Consider the following 14,542-nt stretch of genomic DNA (forward strand, 5'->3'; position numbering starts at 1 on the left):
GGCCCGTGACGCGGCCGCGCGGCGGTCAGCCCCGCACGACGGCGACGCAGTGGCCCTCGAGCCGCACGCCGCGCGCGCCGTCGCCGGCCAGGCCCGCCTCGCCCCAGGAGAGCAGCAGCTCGGGGTCGGGGCCGTCGTCCTCGGCCAGCGGCACCGTCACGGCGGCGTCGCTCAGGCCGACGACGACGGCGAGCCCGCCGCGGCGGAGCAGCAGCCAGGCGCCGTCCTCCGCGACCTCGACGGCGGTGGCCGACCGGTCCCCGGAGGCGATGTCCGGGACCTCGTGGCGCAGGCTGATCAGGCCGCGGTAGAACTCCAGAAGCCTGGCGTGCTCGGGCGCGTCCCGCTCCGCCCAGTCCAGCCGGGAGGCGGCCACCGTCCCCGGGTCCTGCGGGTCCGGCACGGCGACCTCGCCGCCGTAGAGCTCGGCCCACCCGTGCGTGCCGAACTCCTTCTGCCGCCCCTGCCGCACGAGCTCGCCGAGCTCGGGCTCGTGGTCGGTGAAGTACTGGAACGGGGTGGTCGCGCCCCATTCCTCGCCCATGAAGAGCATCGGTGTGTAGGGCCCGAGCAGGACCACCGCCGCGCTGCCCGCGAGCTGGCCGGGGGTGAGCACCCGGCTCGGCCGGTCGCCCAGCGCCCGGTTGCCCACCTGGTCGTGATCCTGGGAGAAGACGACGAAACGGCGGGCGTCGACGTCCGGCGGCACCGGCGCGCCCCAGTCCTTCCCGCGGAAGGTGGAGTAGGTGCCGTCGTGGACGAACACCTCCCGCAGCGCCTTGGCGAGGGTCCCGGGGCCGCCGAAGTCGACGTAGTACCCGTGCCGCTCCCCGGTGACCAGCGCGTGCAGGGCGTGGTGCACGTCGTCGTCCCACTGGGCCGTCATGCCGAACCCGCCGGCGGAGGTGGGCGTGACCATGCGGGCGTCGTTGAGGTCCGACTCGGCGATGAGCGACAGCGGCCGGCCGACCTCGCGCTCGAGGGCGGCGACGGCGTCGGACAGCTCCGCGAGGACGTGCCGCGGCGAGTCGTCCACCAGGGCGTGCACCGCGTCCAGGCGCAGGGCGTCGACGTGGAAGTCCCGCAGCCAGCGCAGCGCGTTGTCCACCACGAACGCGCGCACCTCCGCCGCGTCGTCGCCGTCGAGGTTGACCGCCGCGCCCCACGGCGTGGAGTGCCGGTCGGTGAAGTACGGGCCGAAGCTGCCCAGGTAGTTCCCGGACGGGCCGAGGTGGTTGTAGACGACGTCGAGGCAGACCGCGATCCCGCGACCGTGCGCGGCGTCGACGAAGCGCTGCAGCGCCGCCGGGCCGCCGTAGGCCTCGTGCACCGCGTACAGCGCCACGCCGTCGTAGCCCCAGCCGGCCGCGCCGGGGAAGGCCGCCACGGGCATGAGCTCGACCATGTCCACGCCCAGGTCGGCGAGGTGGTCCAGCCGCGCCACGGCGGCGTCGAGGGTGCCCTCGGGCGTGAACGTGCCGACGTGCAGCTCGTAGATCACCGCTCCCAGGCTGGAGCGCCCGGCCCAGCCGCCGTCGGCCCACTCGTGGGCGGTGGGGTCGAAGGTGCGGGAGGGGCCGTGGACGCCGCGGGGCTGCCAGGCGCTGCGCGGGTCGGGCAGGGACGGCCCCCCGTCGAGCGCGAACGCGTAGTCCGTGCCCGGCGCGAGCTCGTGCCGCGCGCGCCACCAGCCGCCCTCGGCGGCCTCCATCGGCTCCCGCCGTCCGGACGCGGGCAGCACGAGCTCGACGGCCGACGCGGCCGGCGCCCAGACCTCGGGGAAGGAATTCCTCATCCGATCCTCTCCAGCAGCGCGACGGGGTGGGCGGCGAGCAGGTCCCCGAGCCGGCGCGAGCCGCCGGGCACCGTGGCACCCGTCAGCACGTCCCGCCAGGCGCCCTCGGGCAGGACGACGGCCGCCTCCGGCAGCGCCTGCGTCGCCGTCGTCGAGGCCCACAGGCGCGTGACCACCGCGACCACCCGCGGCCCCTCGGCGTCCGTGCGGGCCAGCGCGACGGCGTGCCCGGTGGTGGTCGGCAGCGGCTCGTAGCCCGCGCCGGTGCCGACGAAGGCGTCCGGGCGGTCGCGGCGCAGGCGCAGCGCCGCGGCCGTGACCGCCAGCTTCTCGTCGTCCAGGCCGCCCGGGCGCGCGCCGCCGTCGAGCGCCGCGAGCCGGTCGGCGAGGGCGGCGAAGTCCACGGGGCGGCGGTTGTCGGGGTCGACGAGCGAGGTCTGGGTGATCTCGGTGCCCTGGTAGACGTCGGCGACGCCGAGCACCGTCAGCTGGAGCAGCTTGGTGCCCAGCACCGAGCGGCGCACCGCGTCGGCGGTGCGGGCGACCCAGCCCTCGAACGCCGTCACCACCGCCGGGTGCTCCAGCAGCGCCTCGGCGTAGCCGAGCATCGCCTCCTCCCGCGCGGTGTCGGGCGCCGTCCAGGTGGTCCAGGACTTCTGCTCGCGGGCCGCCTTCGTCAGGTACGCCCGCAGCCGGTCCGGCTCGACGGGGCCGGCCGGGCTCCACGTCCCGGCGAGGGTCTGCCACAGCAGGTTCTCGGTGCGCCCGTCCAGGTCCGCGGGACGGATGTCGGCGGTGGCCTCGCGCAGCGACCGCACGAGGGCCGCCCACTCCTGGGCGAACTCCGCCAGCACGCCGATGCGCGAGCGCACATCCTCGCCCCGCTTGGTGTCGTGCGTGGACCCGGCCGTCATGGTCGCCGGCCACGCGGCGCCGGTGCGGGCGGCCCAGCCGTGCAGCTCGTCGGGGTCGACGCCGAAGCGGTCTGGCGCGCCGCCCACCTCGCACAGGCTGACCAGGTGGGTCCACCGGTAGAACGCGGTGTCCTCCACGCCCTTGGCCATGACCGCCCCGCACACCTGCGGGAAGCGCACCATGAGCTCGGCGCGGCGGGCCTCGTGCGTGCGGCCGGCGCTGCCCGCCTCGGCGCCGAGCAGGAGGCCGACGACGACGTCGAGGGTGTCGTGCCGGTCGGGCTCGAGCCGGGTGCGGGCCACCTCGGCCGCCTCGCGCAGGGTGCGCTCGCTCGCCGGCGGCGCGGGCTCGCCGGGGACGATGTAGGCGCGGTAGCGGTCGAACGCGACGAGCAGCTCGACGACGCAGTCGCGCAGCGAGCGGAAGGTGTGGTCCCGCAGCCGCACGTCGTCGTGGCAGATGTCGGCGAGCAGCGTGCTGAGGCGGTGCACCTCGGCGTACAGCGACGTCTCGACGATCTGCCGCTTGGCGTCCTCGACCACCGCGGAGAGGTTCGCGGCCTCGCCGGTCAGCTCGTGCTGCAGCGCTGCCAGGGTGGCGGACCCGGCGGGGTCCACCTGCAGGGCGTGCAGCCGCCAGGCGGCGTCGTAGCCGGTGGTGCCGGCCACCGGCCAGTCTGCGGGCAGCTCCTCGTCCGCCTCGAGGATCTTCTCCGCGACGATCCACGCCCCGCCGGTGGCCTCGTGCAGCCGGCGCAGGTAACCACGCGGGTCGGCGAGGCCGTCGGGGTGGTCGATGCGGAAGCCGTCGACCACGCCCGCGGCGTGCAGCTCGAGCAGCAGGGCGTGGGTGGCGTCGAAGACCTCGGGGTCCTCCACCCGCACCGCGGCGAGGGTGCCGACGTCGAAGAACCGCCGGTAGTTCAGCTCCTCGTCCGCCACCCGCCAGTAGGCGAGCCGGTAGTGCTGCCGGTCGACGAGCTCGGCCAGCGGTAGGTCCGCGGTCTCCGGCCGGACCGGGAAGACGTGGTCGTAGTACCGCAGCACGGGCTGCTCGCCGGCGTCGGGGTCGGTCGGCACGACCATGTGGTCCAGCGCGAGCTCGCCGGAGGCCAGCACGTCACCGATGCGCCCGCCGAGGACGGGCATGAGCACCCCGTCGTCGGAGTCCTCCAGGTCGATGTCGAACCAGCGGGCAAACGGCGACTCCGGGCCGTGGCCGAGCACCGACCACAGCGCCCGGTTGTGCCAGGCCGGGGTGGGGACGGCCATGTGGTTGGGCACCACGTCGACCACGACCCCCATGCCGCGGGCGTGGGCCGCCGCGGCGAGGGACTCCAGCCCCTCCCGGCCGCCCATCACGTCGCTGATCCGGCTGTGGTCGACGACGTCGTAGCCGTGCGTCGAGCCGGGCGCCGCCTGGAGCACGGGGGAGAGGTACAGGTCCGTGACGCCGAGGGAGTCCAGGTAGGGCAGGGCCGCCTCCGCCCGGGCGAACGTGAGGTCCGGGCCGAGCTGGAGGCGGTAGGTGCTGACGGGCAGGCGCCTGCCCTTCCCCGGCAGGTGCGCCTGGCCCGGTCCGGCGGTCGACGGCGCGGTCACTGCTCCTCCTCCCGCGGGGAGAGCAGCACCAGCACGCTGCGTCCCTCGACCCGCACCCGCGCGCCCGCCGCGAACCGCCGGCCCGCGGCCCGCCTGCTGCTGGTGTCGAGCACGTGCTCCCAGCGCGCGCCGAAGTCGGCGCCCGGGAGGGTGAAGTCGATCGCCCTGGCGTCGGCGTTGAGCAGCAGCAGCAGGTCGTCGTCGACGATCCGCTCGCCCCGGGCCCCGGGCTCGGGGATGGCCTGGCCGTTGAGGAAAACCATGAGGGAGCGGGCGTAGGAGAGGTCCCAGTCCTCGTCGGACATGTGCTCCCCGCCCGGGGTGAGCCACTCGATGTCGCCGAGCTCGGACTCCCCGCCGTGCTGCGGGGACCCGGCGAAGAACCGGCGGCGGCGCAGCACCGGGTGGTCCCGGCGCAGCGCCACCAGCTTGCGGGTGAACTCCAGCAGGCTCGCCTGGTCCTCGTCGAGGTCCCAGTCGACCCAGCTGAGCTCGTTGTCCTGGCAGTAGACGTTGTTGTTGCCCTCCTGGGTGCGGCCGAGCTCGTCGCCGTGGGCGATCATCGGCACGCCCTGGCTGATGAGCAAGGTGGTCAGGAAGTTGCGCTGCTGCCGGGCGCGGAGCCGGTTGACCTTCGGGTCGTCGGTGGGGCCCTCGGCGCCGCAGTTCCAGGAGCGGTTGTGCGACTCGCCGTCCGCGCCGCCCTCGCCGTTGGCCTCGTTGTGCTTCTCGTTGTAGCTGACGAGGTCGCGCAGGGTGAACCCGTCGTGCGCGGTGACGAAGTTGATGGAGGCCACGGGGCGCCGGCCGGTGTGCTCGTACAGGTCCGAGGAGCCGGTGATGCGGCTGGCGAACTCGGCGAGGGTGGAGGGCTCGCCCCGCCAGAAGTCGCGCACGGTGTCGCGGTACTGGCCGTTCCACTCGGTCCACAGGGGCGGGAAGCCGCCCACCTGGTACCCGCCCTCGCCGACGTCCCACGGCTCGGCGATCAGCTTGACCTGGGAGATCACGGGGTCCTGCTGGACGATGTCGAAGAAGGACGAGAGCCGGTCCACGGCGTGCAGCTCGCGGGCGAGGGTCGAGGCGAGGTCGAAGCGGAAGCCGTCGACGTGCATCTCCTCCACCCAGTACCGCAGCGAGTCGGTGATGAGCTGCAGGGTGTGCGGCGAGCGCATGAGCAGGGAGTTGCCGGTGCCCGTCGTGTCGAAGTAGTGGGCCTCGTCGCCCTCGACCAGGCGGTAGTAGGAGGTGTTGTCGATGCCGCGGAAGGAGAGCGTGGGCCCCATGTGGTTGCCCTCGGCGGTGTGGTTGTACACGACGTCGAGGATGACCTCGATGCCGGCCTCGTGCATCGCCTTGACGAGGCTCTTGAACTCCTGGACCTGCTCGCCGCGGGTGCCGTAGGCGGCGTAGCCGTTGTGCGGCGCGAAGAAGCCGATCGAGTTGTAGCCCCAGTAGTTGCTCAGCCCCTTGCCCTGCAGGTGCGGGTCGTTGACGAACTGGTGCACGGGCATCAGCTCGAGGGCGGTGATCCCCAGGTCGCTCAGGTGCTGCACGATCGCAGGGTGCGCCATGCCGGCGTACGTCCCGCGCAGCTCCTCCGGGATCTCGGGGTGGCGCTGGGTCATGCCCTTGACGTGGGCCTCGTAGATGACGGACTCGTGGTAGTCCCGGTCCGGCGGCCGGTCGTAGCCCCAGTCGAAGTAGGGGTTGACCACGACGGAGGTCATGGTGTGGCCCAGCGAGTCGTCGGTGTTGCGCTCCTCGGGGTTGTCGAACCGGTAGGAGAACAGGGAGGCGTCGCCGTCGATCTGCCCGTCGATCGCCTTCGCGTAGGGGTCGAGGAGGAGCTTGGAGGGGTCGCACCTCAGGCCCTGCGCGGGGTCGTACGGGCCGTGCACGCGGTACCCGTACCGCTGTCCGGGCTGGGCGCCGGGCAGGTACCCGTGCCAGACGTAGCCGTCGACCTCGGTGAGCTCGACGCGGGTCTCGACGTCGTCGTCGTCGAGCAGGCAGAGCTCGACGCGCTCGGCGACGCTGGAGAAGAGGGCGAAGTTGGTGCCAGTACCGTCGAACGTGGCGCCGAGGGGATAGGGGCGTCCCGGCCATATCTGCATCTGCCAAGGTTGGCATGAGCCGCCCACAGCGGCAGGACGAGAACCGTCGCCTGGATGTGAGGGATGTCACGCCGCGCGAGCAGCCCTCCGGCGCCGTGGCCGCACGCCGTCCGGATGTGTCGGAGGTTGCGCAGACGGCAGCGGCCGGCATGCGGTGACGGCGGTTCCGCGGGGAGGCGGGTGGGGGCGCCGGGACGGGCGGACGGCGGTGCGTGACCCTCCCTCCGGGCGTGGGATGATCCGGGCGACCTCAGGAGGTGTGCCGTGCCGGTGCTCGAGATCGTCGGGTGGATCGGGTCCGCCGTCGTCGTGCTGTCGATGATGCAGCAGCGGATCCTGCGGCTGCGGGTCATCAACCTCGCCGGCTGCCTGATCATGGTCCTGTACAACGGGGTCCTGGGCGTGTGGCCGGTGATGGCCCTGAACGTCGTCCTCGCCGGGGTGCAGACCTTCCACATCTACCGGCTGCTCGGGACCCGGCACTCCGGCGCCACCTACGCCGTCGTGCGGGTCGACCCGGCGGGGGAGTACCTGCGGCACCTGCTCGGCCAGCACCGCGCCGACATCGCGCGGTTCACCCCCGGCTTCACCGGCCCGGCGCGCGGCGGGGAGGCGTACGTCATCGTGCGCGGCGACGAGAACGTCGGCTACGTCCTGCTGCACGACGCCGGGGACGGGGTGGCCCAGGTGGACCTGGACTACGTCACCGAGAAGTACCGCGACCTCACGCCCGGCGAGTTCGTCTTCCACTCCTCCGACGTCTTGCGCGAGGCGGGCTACCGGAAGGTCGTCACCGCGCCGGGCATGCGTGAGCCGTACTACTCCCGCATCGGGTTCACCCCGGTGGGCAACCGCTACGAGCTCGACCTCGCCGCTGCGTAACCCCGGCGGGCGGTAGGCGTCCCGCCGCCCGGGCACGACGCCCGGCGCGGAGCCGGCACCACCCTCGCAGCCCGGATGCGCGCCCGCGCTCGACGCGGTTCCCTGGTGCCGTGGGCCAGTCCCTGCTGTTCGGTGCCGTGGCCTCCAGCGCCCTGCTGCTGGGCTCGGTCGCCGGCGTGTGGATCAACCTGCCCAAGCGCGTGCTCGCCGTCCTGCTCTCCTTCGCCGCCGGCGCACTGGTCACCGCGCTGGCCTTCGAGCTCTTCGAGGACGCCCACGAGGTCGGCGGCATCTTGCGGGCCGCCCTGGGCCTGCTGGCGGGCGCCGTCGTCTTCACGGCCATCAGCGCGCTGCTGGACCGGTGGGCGCAGGCCGGAGAGCGGGCGGCCGCGCCGCGGGCGGCGACCCGCGAGAGCGTGCCGGCCGACGAGTACGCAGGCAGCGCCAAGCTCGACACCGACGCCGCGGCCCGGGAGCGCGGGCCGACGGCTGCCTCCACCCGCGGCGCCGCGGGCCTGGCGCTGCTCGCCGCCGTCACCCTCGACGGCGTGCCCGAGAACGTGGCGCTCGGGGTCTCGCTCGGGGAGGGCACGGGCGGCCTGGCGCTGCTCGCCGCCATCTTCGTGTCCAACTTCCCCGAGGCGCTGGTCGGCAGCGCCTCGATGCGGGAGCAGGGCCGCTCCCCGGCGGCCATCATCGGGCTGTGGGTCGTGTGCGGGCTGCTGCTGGTGGCCGCCGTCGTCGTCGGCGCCGGGCCGCTGTCGGGCTCCGACCCGCAGACGATCTCGCTGCCGCTGGCTTTCGCCGCGGGGGCCGTGCTCGCGTCCCTCGCGGACACGCTGATGCCGGAGGCCTACGAGCACGGCGGCCCAGCGGTGGCGATCAGCACCGCGGCGGGGTTCGTCCTGTCGTACCTGCTGTCCCTGCTCTGAGGCGTCGCCCCAGCTACTTGGCAGCGGCAGCCGGCCGGTCAGCCCTTGACAGCCCCGCCGGTGATGCCGCGGACGAAGTACCGCTGGAGCGCGAAGAACACGACGATCGGGATCACCATCGAGACGAACGCGGCGGCCGTCACGTACTGCCAGTTCCCGCCGAAGTTGGTGGTGAGGTTCGCCAGGGTGACGGAGAGCGGGTGGTTCGCCGGCACGGGCCCGAGGTAGACGAGCGCGACGAGCAGGTCGTTCCAGACCCACAGGAACTGGAAGATCACCAGCGAGGCGATCACCGGCACGCTCATGGGCAGCACCAGCCGGAAGAACGTCGTGGCGTGGCTGGCGCCGTCGATCTCCGCCGCCTCGAACACCTCCCGCGGCAGCCCGCCGATGTAGTTGCGCAGCAGGTACACCGCGAACGGCAGGCCGTAGCCGGTGTGCGCGAGCCAGACGGCGAGGATGGTGCCGTTGAGCTCGTAGCCGCCGATGGCGGCGTCCCGGAAGAGGCTGAGCACGGGGATGAGGGTCACCTGCAGCGGGACCACGAGCAGCCCCACCACCACGAGGAACAGCCAGTCCCGCCCGGGGAAGTGCATCCACGCGAAGGCGTAGGCGGCGAAGGAGGAGATCAGCACCACGAGCACCGTCGCCGGGATGGTGATGAAGAGGCTGTTGAGGAACGAGTCCCAGAAGCCCGCACGGTTCAGGACGTAGTCGTAGTTCTGGAAGGTGAACTCCCAGGGCGGGACGATGGCCGTCCACCACCCGCTCTCGTTGGTCGCGGCAGCTGTGCGGAACGACGCGACGAAGAGCCCGACCGCGGGGATCGCCCAGACGAGCATGATGGCGACGAGCACGCCGTGCAGCGTGACGCGCGGGCGGCGCCGCCCGGCGACCTCGCGGACGCGGCCGCCGGTGGCGGGGAGCTCGACGCCGACGGCGACGGGTGCCTGGGCCTGGCTCATCGGCGCTCTTCCTGCTGGCGGAACCGCTTGACGTTGAGCAGCATGATCGGCACGGTCGCGAGCAGCAGGACGACGGCGACCGTCGCCGCTCGGCCCTGCTGGCCGTTGGCGAAGAGCTCCTTGTACATGCGGTTGGCGATGACCTCGGTGCCGAAGTTCCCGTTGGTCATCACGTAGACGATGTCGAAGGTCTTCAGCGCGAAGATGATCACGGTCGTGGCCACCACCGCGATCGTGGGGGAGAGCAGCGGCAGGATGACGTAGCGGAAGACCTGCCGCTCGTTGGCGCCGTCGATGCGGGCGGCCTCGAGGAGCTCGGGGCTGATGCCCTTCAGGCCCGCGGAGAGGATGACCATCGCCAGGCCGGTGAGCATCCACACGCCCACCAGGACGAGCATGACGTTGTTCCACGGCGCCGTGCTGAGCCACCCCACCCGCGGCCCGCCCAGCCCGGTGACCACCGCGTTGAGCGTGCCGACCTCGGGGTTGATCTCGTACATCAGGCGCCAGATCACCCCGGCGGCGACGAAGCTGATCGCCATGGGCAGGAACACGACCGACTTGACGACCACCTCGTAGCGCACCCGGTCCACGAGCACCGCGATGAGCAGCCCGAGGCCCACCACGAGCAGGGGCAGCAGCACCGCCCACAGGACGTTGTTGCGCAGCGCGAGCAGCGTGTCGTCGCGGGTGAAGAACCACTGGTAGTTCTCCAGGCCCGTGAAGGCGTCGCCGCGCCGGCTGAAGAAGCTGCGGATGACGGTGGCGATCGTCGGGTAGATGAGGAAGACGCCGAGGAACACCAGCGCCGGCGCGAGCCAGAGCCACGGCCGGACCCCCGCCGAGACCCGCTTGGGCAGGTGCCCGACGACCGCCTCCACGACCAGCACATAGGCGACGAGCACGGCCGGGACGACCAGCACGACGACCAGGGCCAGCACGACCCGGCTCTCGAGGAGGTCGGTCAGCTGCACGGGGTCTCCTTGGCCGTGGGAGGGGAGGGCCGGGGCGGCGACCCTCCCGCCGCCCCGGTCACGTGTTCACTCGCTGTAGGCGTCCGCCCGCACCTCGTCGAGGTTCTGCAGGATCGAGTCCAGGTCGCCCTGGTTCTGCGCGAACGCGACGATCGCCTGGTTGAACGCGTCGGTCAGGGCCGCCGGCATGAGGTCCGAGCCGTCGAAGCGGAAGGTCTCGGTCTCCTGGAGGATCTCGGCGGACCGGCGGGACGTCTCGTCCGGGTAGGCGTCGAGCGCCACGCCGCTGTTGGCGGAGATGAACCCGCCGCGCTCGACCCAGATCTGCTGGGCCTCGGGGGTGAGCAGGTACTCGATGAGCGAGCGTGCCTCGGGCGTGTCGTTGAACATGCCGACGAGGTCGCCGCCGCCGGTGACGCTGCCCGTGTACTCGGGGTCGATGTCCGGGAAGGGGAAGAAGTCGAACTGCTCCGGTGTCGCCTGCGCCTCGTTGACGAAGAAGTCGGTGATGAACGACGCCTGGTGGTGCAGCAGGCACCCCGGCGGGTCGTCGAACAGCGGGTTGCCCGCGGTGCCGAAGTTCGTGCCGACGATGTAGTCGGCGCCCTGGTAGGAGTCGTCGAGGACCTGCCCGAAGGTCTCCCAGGCCTGCCGGATCTCCGGTGACGTCCACTCCAGCTCGCCGCTGGTCCAGGCGTCGTAGACCTCCGGCCCCGACTGCCGCAGGACGATGTCCTCGATCCAGTCCGTGCCCGGCCACCCGGAGGTGGCACCCGCCTCCAGACCCACGCACCACGTCGCGGTGTCGCCCGTCCGCACGGAGTCCGCGGCCGCCGTGAGGTCGTCCCAGGTCTCCGGCGGCTCCGCCGTCCAGACGCCGGTGTTGTACCAGATAAGGCCCTTGACCGCGGCCTTCGTGAAGACGCCGACGAGGGTGCCGTCCTCCGCCTCGCCGAGCGCGGCGAAGCCGGGTGGCGTCGCCTCCGCGTAGGCGTCGACGTCGATGAAGTCCAGCGGCTGCAGGGCGCCCTGGTCGTACCAGTCCTGCATGGGCCCGGGGCCGGGCAGGCCGGCGATGTCCGGCAGGTTGCCCGAGGCGATGCCGGTGGTCAGCTGCTGGCTGAGGTCACGCGTACCGGTGTACTCCACCGTCACGCCGGTCTCCTCCTCCCACGGCGCGACCATGGCGAGGAAGGAGTCCTGCTCCGCCCCGCTCCACGAGCCGATGACCGACACGCTGCCGCTCAGCTCGCCGTCCTCGCCACCCCCGCCGTCACCACCGCCGCCCCCGCCGCCGCCGTCGCCGCAGGCGGCGAGCAGCAGCACGGTCGCAGCGGCCGCCGCGACGACGGTCCGGATTCTCCTGGGTGCTCTCATGACGCTCCTCCGCTGTGCCGGGCCGGCACCCGGCGCGACCGCCCGGACCGGCCGGGCACCACCATGTGCCCGGCCGGGGTCCCCGCGCGGGCGCCGACCTGAGGGCCGGCGATCCCTGTGCGGTGAGGACGTGAGGAAGGTGGCAGGCTGCGACGTGCGCGGGCTCCAGGTCCGCACGTGCTGCCGACAACGCTCACGCCCCGCCTCCCTGGGTCAGGCAGGGCGCCGTGCCCCCACGCGGGCGGTGGCCGGAGCGATCTGCGTTGACCGTCAAGTGGGGCCATGCTCTGCCGTCACGACAGGTGTCGTCAACATCCCTGGGGCCCTGCTGGTGGTCACGTTCCCGTAACGATTTTGCCGGGGTGGTCGCCGCCGGGCCCGTGCGAGCGTCCGCCCCTGGGGGCCTTGGCGACGGTCCTCTCACCGCCCGTCTCGTGCGGGGCACGGTCCGCCACGCCCTGGGCTGAGAAACCGCGCCGCGGACCTGCTTACAGGGAAGGCGGCGGGGCCAGCCGAGCTCGACGAGGTCGTCGAACACGGCCTCGTCGTCGCGGGCCGCCCGCAGACCGGCGGAGAGGACTCCGGGCAGCCCGGCGAGCACACCGGCGCACGCGGCGCCTCTCAGGTGCCCTCCCAGTAGTCGGCGCAGGTCGCGCCGGTGGCGTGCACCGGCGTCGGCGCCCCTCGAGCCAGCCGCTGTCCTGCCCGCGGACTCGCCGCTGGCCACCGCGTAGTAGATGCCTTCACCCGTCAACGGGTTGACGAGCGCGGCTGCGTCCCCCGCGAGAAGGATGCGACCGTCCGGCTGGCGCCACCGCGCGCCCGACAGCGGCAGGTGATGCCCCAGCCAGTCCCTCGCTCCCTGCGCGGCCCCCGGCACCAGCGCGTCGAGCTGGTCGATCATCGCGCTGCGCGTCGGAGCCACGCGGTCGCCAGTCAGCAGCTCGCCGAACCCGACGTTCGACCACCCGTCCCCGCGGTCGAAGGCCCACGCGTAGCAGGGTGATCGTGCCCGCCCGAACCGGATGATCTGCCGGCCGTGGCGGGGCCCGGTGGTGGGTGGTAGCCACGGAGCGCCAGGGCTCGCCGCCCGGCCCCAGGCAGACCGAGGGTCCGTCGGAGCGCCGAGTAGGCGCCGTCCGCAGCGACGACGACCCTTCCCTCGATGCGGCCGTCGAGAACCACGCTGTCCGAGCCGGCTCGTGCCTCTCGTACCCGGTGCCGGCGGAACTCCGCGCCGGCGGCCACGGCGGTATGGAGCAGCCGGGCATCGAGGACGGCTCGGGGGAGGACCCACGCCCCGCGACGCATCTGCCGCACGACGCTCACCGGACCACGGCCGAGCTCCAAGGTCCGCAGCGGGACCCGGTCGTCGAGCAGTCCGGACACCCCCAGCCCGCCGAGCACGTCGAGCACGTGCGGCGCGATGCCGTCACCGCACGCCTTGTCCCTCGGAAACTGCGCGCGGTCGAGCACCAGGACTCGTGCGCCCGGCCGTTCCCGCAAGGCGGCCAGCGCAGCGGTTGCACCCGCGGGTCCAGCCCCGACGACGACGACGTCCCACACCCCAGCCAGTCTCCCGCCGCGAGACTCGTCGTGCCATCTCGGCCAGACGGCGCTCATCGTCCAGGGCTGGGCGACGACCGACGCCCGACCACGGGCATCAGGCCAAGGGCACACCGCCCTGGCGCGCGGGGCCGGCCGGCCGTGATCCTCGAGACGGTCCCACGCTCGGGGATCGAGGAGGACCATCAGGTAGTGACAGCCAGGACCCGGCGGACGAGAGGAAGCGACGATGGCGCTCTATCTATCGCGGTTCAGCTACACCGCGGAGACGTGGGCGAGGCTGATCGCCAACCCGGAGGACCGCCGAGCGGCAGCGCAGACCTACATCGAGTCCGTCGGTGGAAGTCTCCATGGATTCTGGTACGCCTTCGGCGCGCACGACGGCTACGCCCTCTGGGAAGCACCCGACAACGTGTCCATGGCCGCAGTGGCGCTCGCGATCAACGGGGGCGGTGCCCTGAGCTCCCTCGAGACCACCGTGCTCGTGACCGTCGACGAGACGATGGACGCGCTGCGCAAGGCCCAGCAGATCGCCTACCGAGCGCCCGGCGCGTAACCGGAGTACTACCGCCCCACGACCTCGACCGTGTTGTCCAGCGATCCCAGGCCGTCGGAAGTCACGCTGACCCGATCACCGGCCTTGAGCGTGATCTCAGGTTCGGGGACGATGGAGGTACCGGTGAGGAGGACGACGCCGGCAGGAAACCGCAGGGCCCGGAAGAGCCAGTCGACGAGATCCTCGGGTCGGCGGCGCATCTGCGAGATCCGGACCGAATCCTTGTACAGGAGCGTGGCGTCCCGGTTGATGGTGAGCCTCATCTCGATGACATCGAGGTCGGGCGCCTCGGCGACCGGGACGATGCAGGGGCCCAGCGCGCAGCTGCCCTCGTAGACCTTCGCCTGGGGCAGGTACAGGGGGTTCTCTCCCTCGATGGAGCGGGAGCTGACATCGTCGCCTAGGACGTACCCGACGATCCGGCCTGCGTGGTCGGCCACCACGGCGAGCTCCGGTTCCGGCACGTCCCAGGTCGAATCCGCACGGATTCCGATCGGCTCCCCGGGGCCGCGCGCCTGTCCCGGCAGGGCCTTCAGGAACAGCTCGGGCCTGTCGGCGTCGTACACCCGGTCGTAGAAGTCACCCGTGACGGCTTCCTCCTTCCTCGCTTCGCGGCTGCGCTCGAACGTGACGCCGGCCGCCCACACCGGCTGGGCGTCGGCGGGGGCGACGGTCCGGGTGCCTTCTCCGACCGCGTCGGTGCCGCGCATGCCGGCGATGTCCGCCAGGGCGGGGCCGGTGGGGCCGAGAAGGTCGGCGAGCGTGAGACCGGGGTCCAGGAACCGCTCGGGCCCCTGGTGGGGTGGGCCGACCGCGAGCCGGCGTGATCCGGCGACCTCGGTATGCCACAGTGCCATGGTGC

At 72.8% G+C, this 14,542-nt stretch carries 11 protein-coding genes; 3 read left to right on the plus strand and 8 right to left on the minus strand.

The window, feature by feature from the left end; all coding sequences use genetic code 11:
* Positions 1-25: 25 nt before the first annotated feature.
* The 3 genes from treZ to glgX are packed head-to-tail and all read right to left on the minus strand — an operon-like array spanning position 26 to position 6,428.
* Positions 26-1,795 carry a malto-oligosyltrehalose trehalohydrolase gene (treZ, locus tag ACF0H8_RS10930; protein ID WP_395288957.1) on the minus strand — a complete coding sequence of 590 codons (1,770 nt, stop codon included), beginning with the start codon at positions 1,793-1,795 and terminating at the stop codon, positions 26-28.
* Positions 1,792-4,311: a malto-oligosyltrehalose synthase gene (treY, locus tag ACF0H8_RS10935; RefSeq protein ID WP_395288958.1), complete on the minus strand. Its 2,520-nt coding sequence runs from the start codon at positions 4,309-4,311 to the stop codon at positions 1,792-1,794. The genes treZ and treY overlap by 4 nt, the downstream gene beginning before the upstream one ends.
* On the minus strand, positions 4,308-6,428 hold the full coding sequence (glgX, locus tag ACF0H8_RS10940; protein ID WP_395288959.1) for a glycogen debranching protein GlgX: 2,121 nt from the start codon (positions 6,426-6,428) through the stop codon (positions 4,308-4,310). The genes treY and glgX overlap by 4 nt, the downstream gene beginning before the upstream one ends.
* Before the next feature lie 264 nt (positions 6,429-6,692).
* On the opposite strand from glgX, the gene ACF0H8_RS10945 reads away from it, so the two are divergent.
* Positions 6,693-7,310 carry a hypothetical protein gene (locus ACF0H8_RS10945; RefSeq protein ID WP_395288960.1) on the plus strand — a complete coding sequence of 206 codons (618 nt, stop codon included), beginning with the start codon at positions 6,693-6,695 and terminating at the stop codon, positions 7,308-7,310.
* A 110-nt stretch (positions 7,311-7,420) separates the two neighbouring features.
* A complete protein-coding gene (locus ACF0H8_RS10950) occupies positions 7,421-8,242 on the plus strand; it encodes a ZIP family metal transporter (protein WP_395288961.1) in 822 nt (273 codons plus the stop codon).
* Positions 8,243-8,280: 38 nt separating this feature from the next.
* Here the strand turns inward: ACF0H8_RS10950 and ACF0H8_RS10955 are convergent, their stop codons facing one another.
* The 4 genes from ACF0H8_RS10955 to ACF0H8_RS10970 all read right to left on the minus strand — a co-directional run bounded on the left by ACF0H8_RS10955 (position 8,281) and on the right by ACF0H8_RS10970 (position 13,310).
* On the minus strand, positions 8,281-9,207 hold the full coding sequence (locus ACF0H8_RS10955; RefSeq protein ID WP_395288962.1) for a carbohydrate ABC transporter permease: 927 nt from the start codon (positions 9,205-9,207) through the stop codon (positions 8,281-8,283).
* Positions 9,204-10,181: a carbohydrate ABC transporter permease gene (locus ACF0H8_RS10960; RefSeq protein ID WP_395288963.1), complete on the minus strand. Its 978-nt coding sequence runs from the start codon at positions 10,179-10,181 to the stop codon at positions 9,204-9,206. The genes ACF0H8_RS10955 and ACF0H8_RS10960 overlap by 4 nt, the downstream gene beginning before the upstream one ends.
* A 66-nt stretch (positions 10,182-10,247) precedes the next feature.
* The gene (locus tag ACF0H8_RS10965; RefSeq protein WP_395288964.1) at positions 10,248-11,558 is read right to left on the minus strand and encodes an ABC transporter substrate-binding protein; all 1,311 of its coding nucleotides are present in this window, start codon (positions 11,556-11,558) and stop codon (positions 10,248-10,250) included.
* Between the two features lie 936 nt (positions 11,559-12,494).
* Positions 12,495-13,310 carry an NAD(P)/FAD-dependent oxidoreductase gene (locus ACF0H8_RS10970; RefSeq protein WP_395288965.1) on the minus strand — a complete coding sequence of 272 codons (816 nt, stop codon included), beginning with the start codon at positions 13,308-13,310 and terminating at the stop codon, positions 12,495-12,497.
* 43 nt (positions 13,311-13,353) lie between these two features.
* Here ACF0H8_RS10970 and ACF0H8_RS10975 point away from each other — a divergent pair, with 43 nt between their 5' ends.
* Positions 13,354-13,680, plus strand: a complete 327-nt coding sequence (locus ACF0H8_RS10975) for a GYD domain-containing protein (protein ID WP_395288966.1) — start codon at positions 13,354-13,356, stop codon at positions 13,678-13,680.
* Positions 13,681-13,688: 8 nt separating this feature from the next.
* Here ACF0H8_RS10975 and ACF0H8_RS10980 read toward each other — a convergent pair whose 3' ends face one another.
* Complete coding sequence (locus tag ACF0H8_RS10980) at positions 13,689-14,537, minus strand: fumarylacetoacetate hydrolase family protein (RefSeq protein WP_395288967.1); 849 nt, start codon at positions 14,535-14,537, stop codon at positions 13,689-13,691.
* Positions 14,538-14,542: the final 5 nt, after the last annotated feature.

The organism is Georgenia sp. AZ-5 (assembly GCF_043952095.1).
In the GTDB taxonomy this organism is placed as follows: Bacteria; Actinomycetota; Actinomycetes; order Actinomycetales; family Actinomycetaceae; genus Georgenia.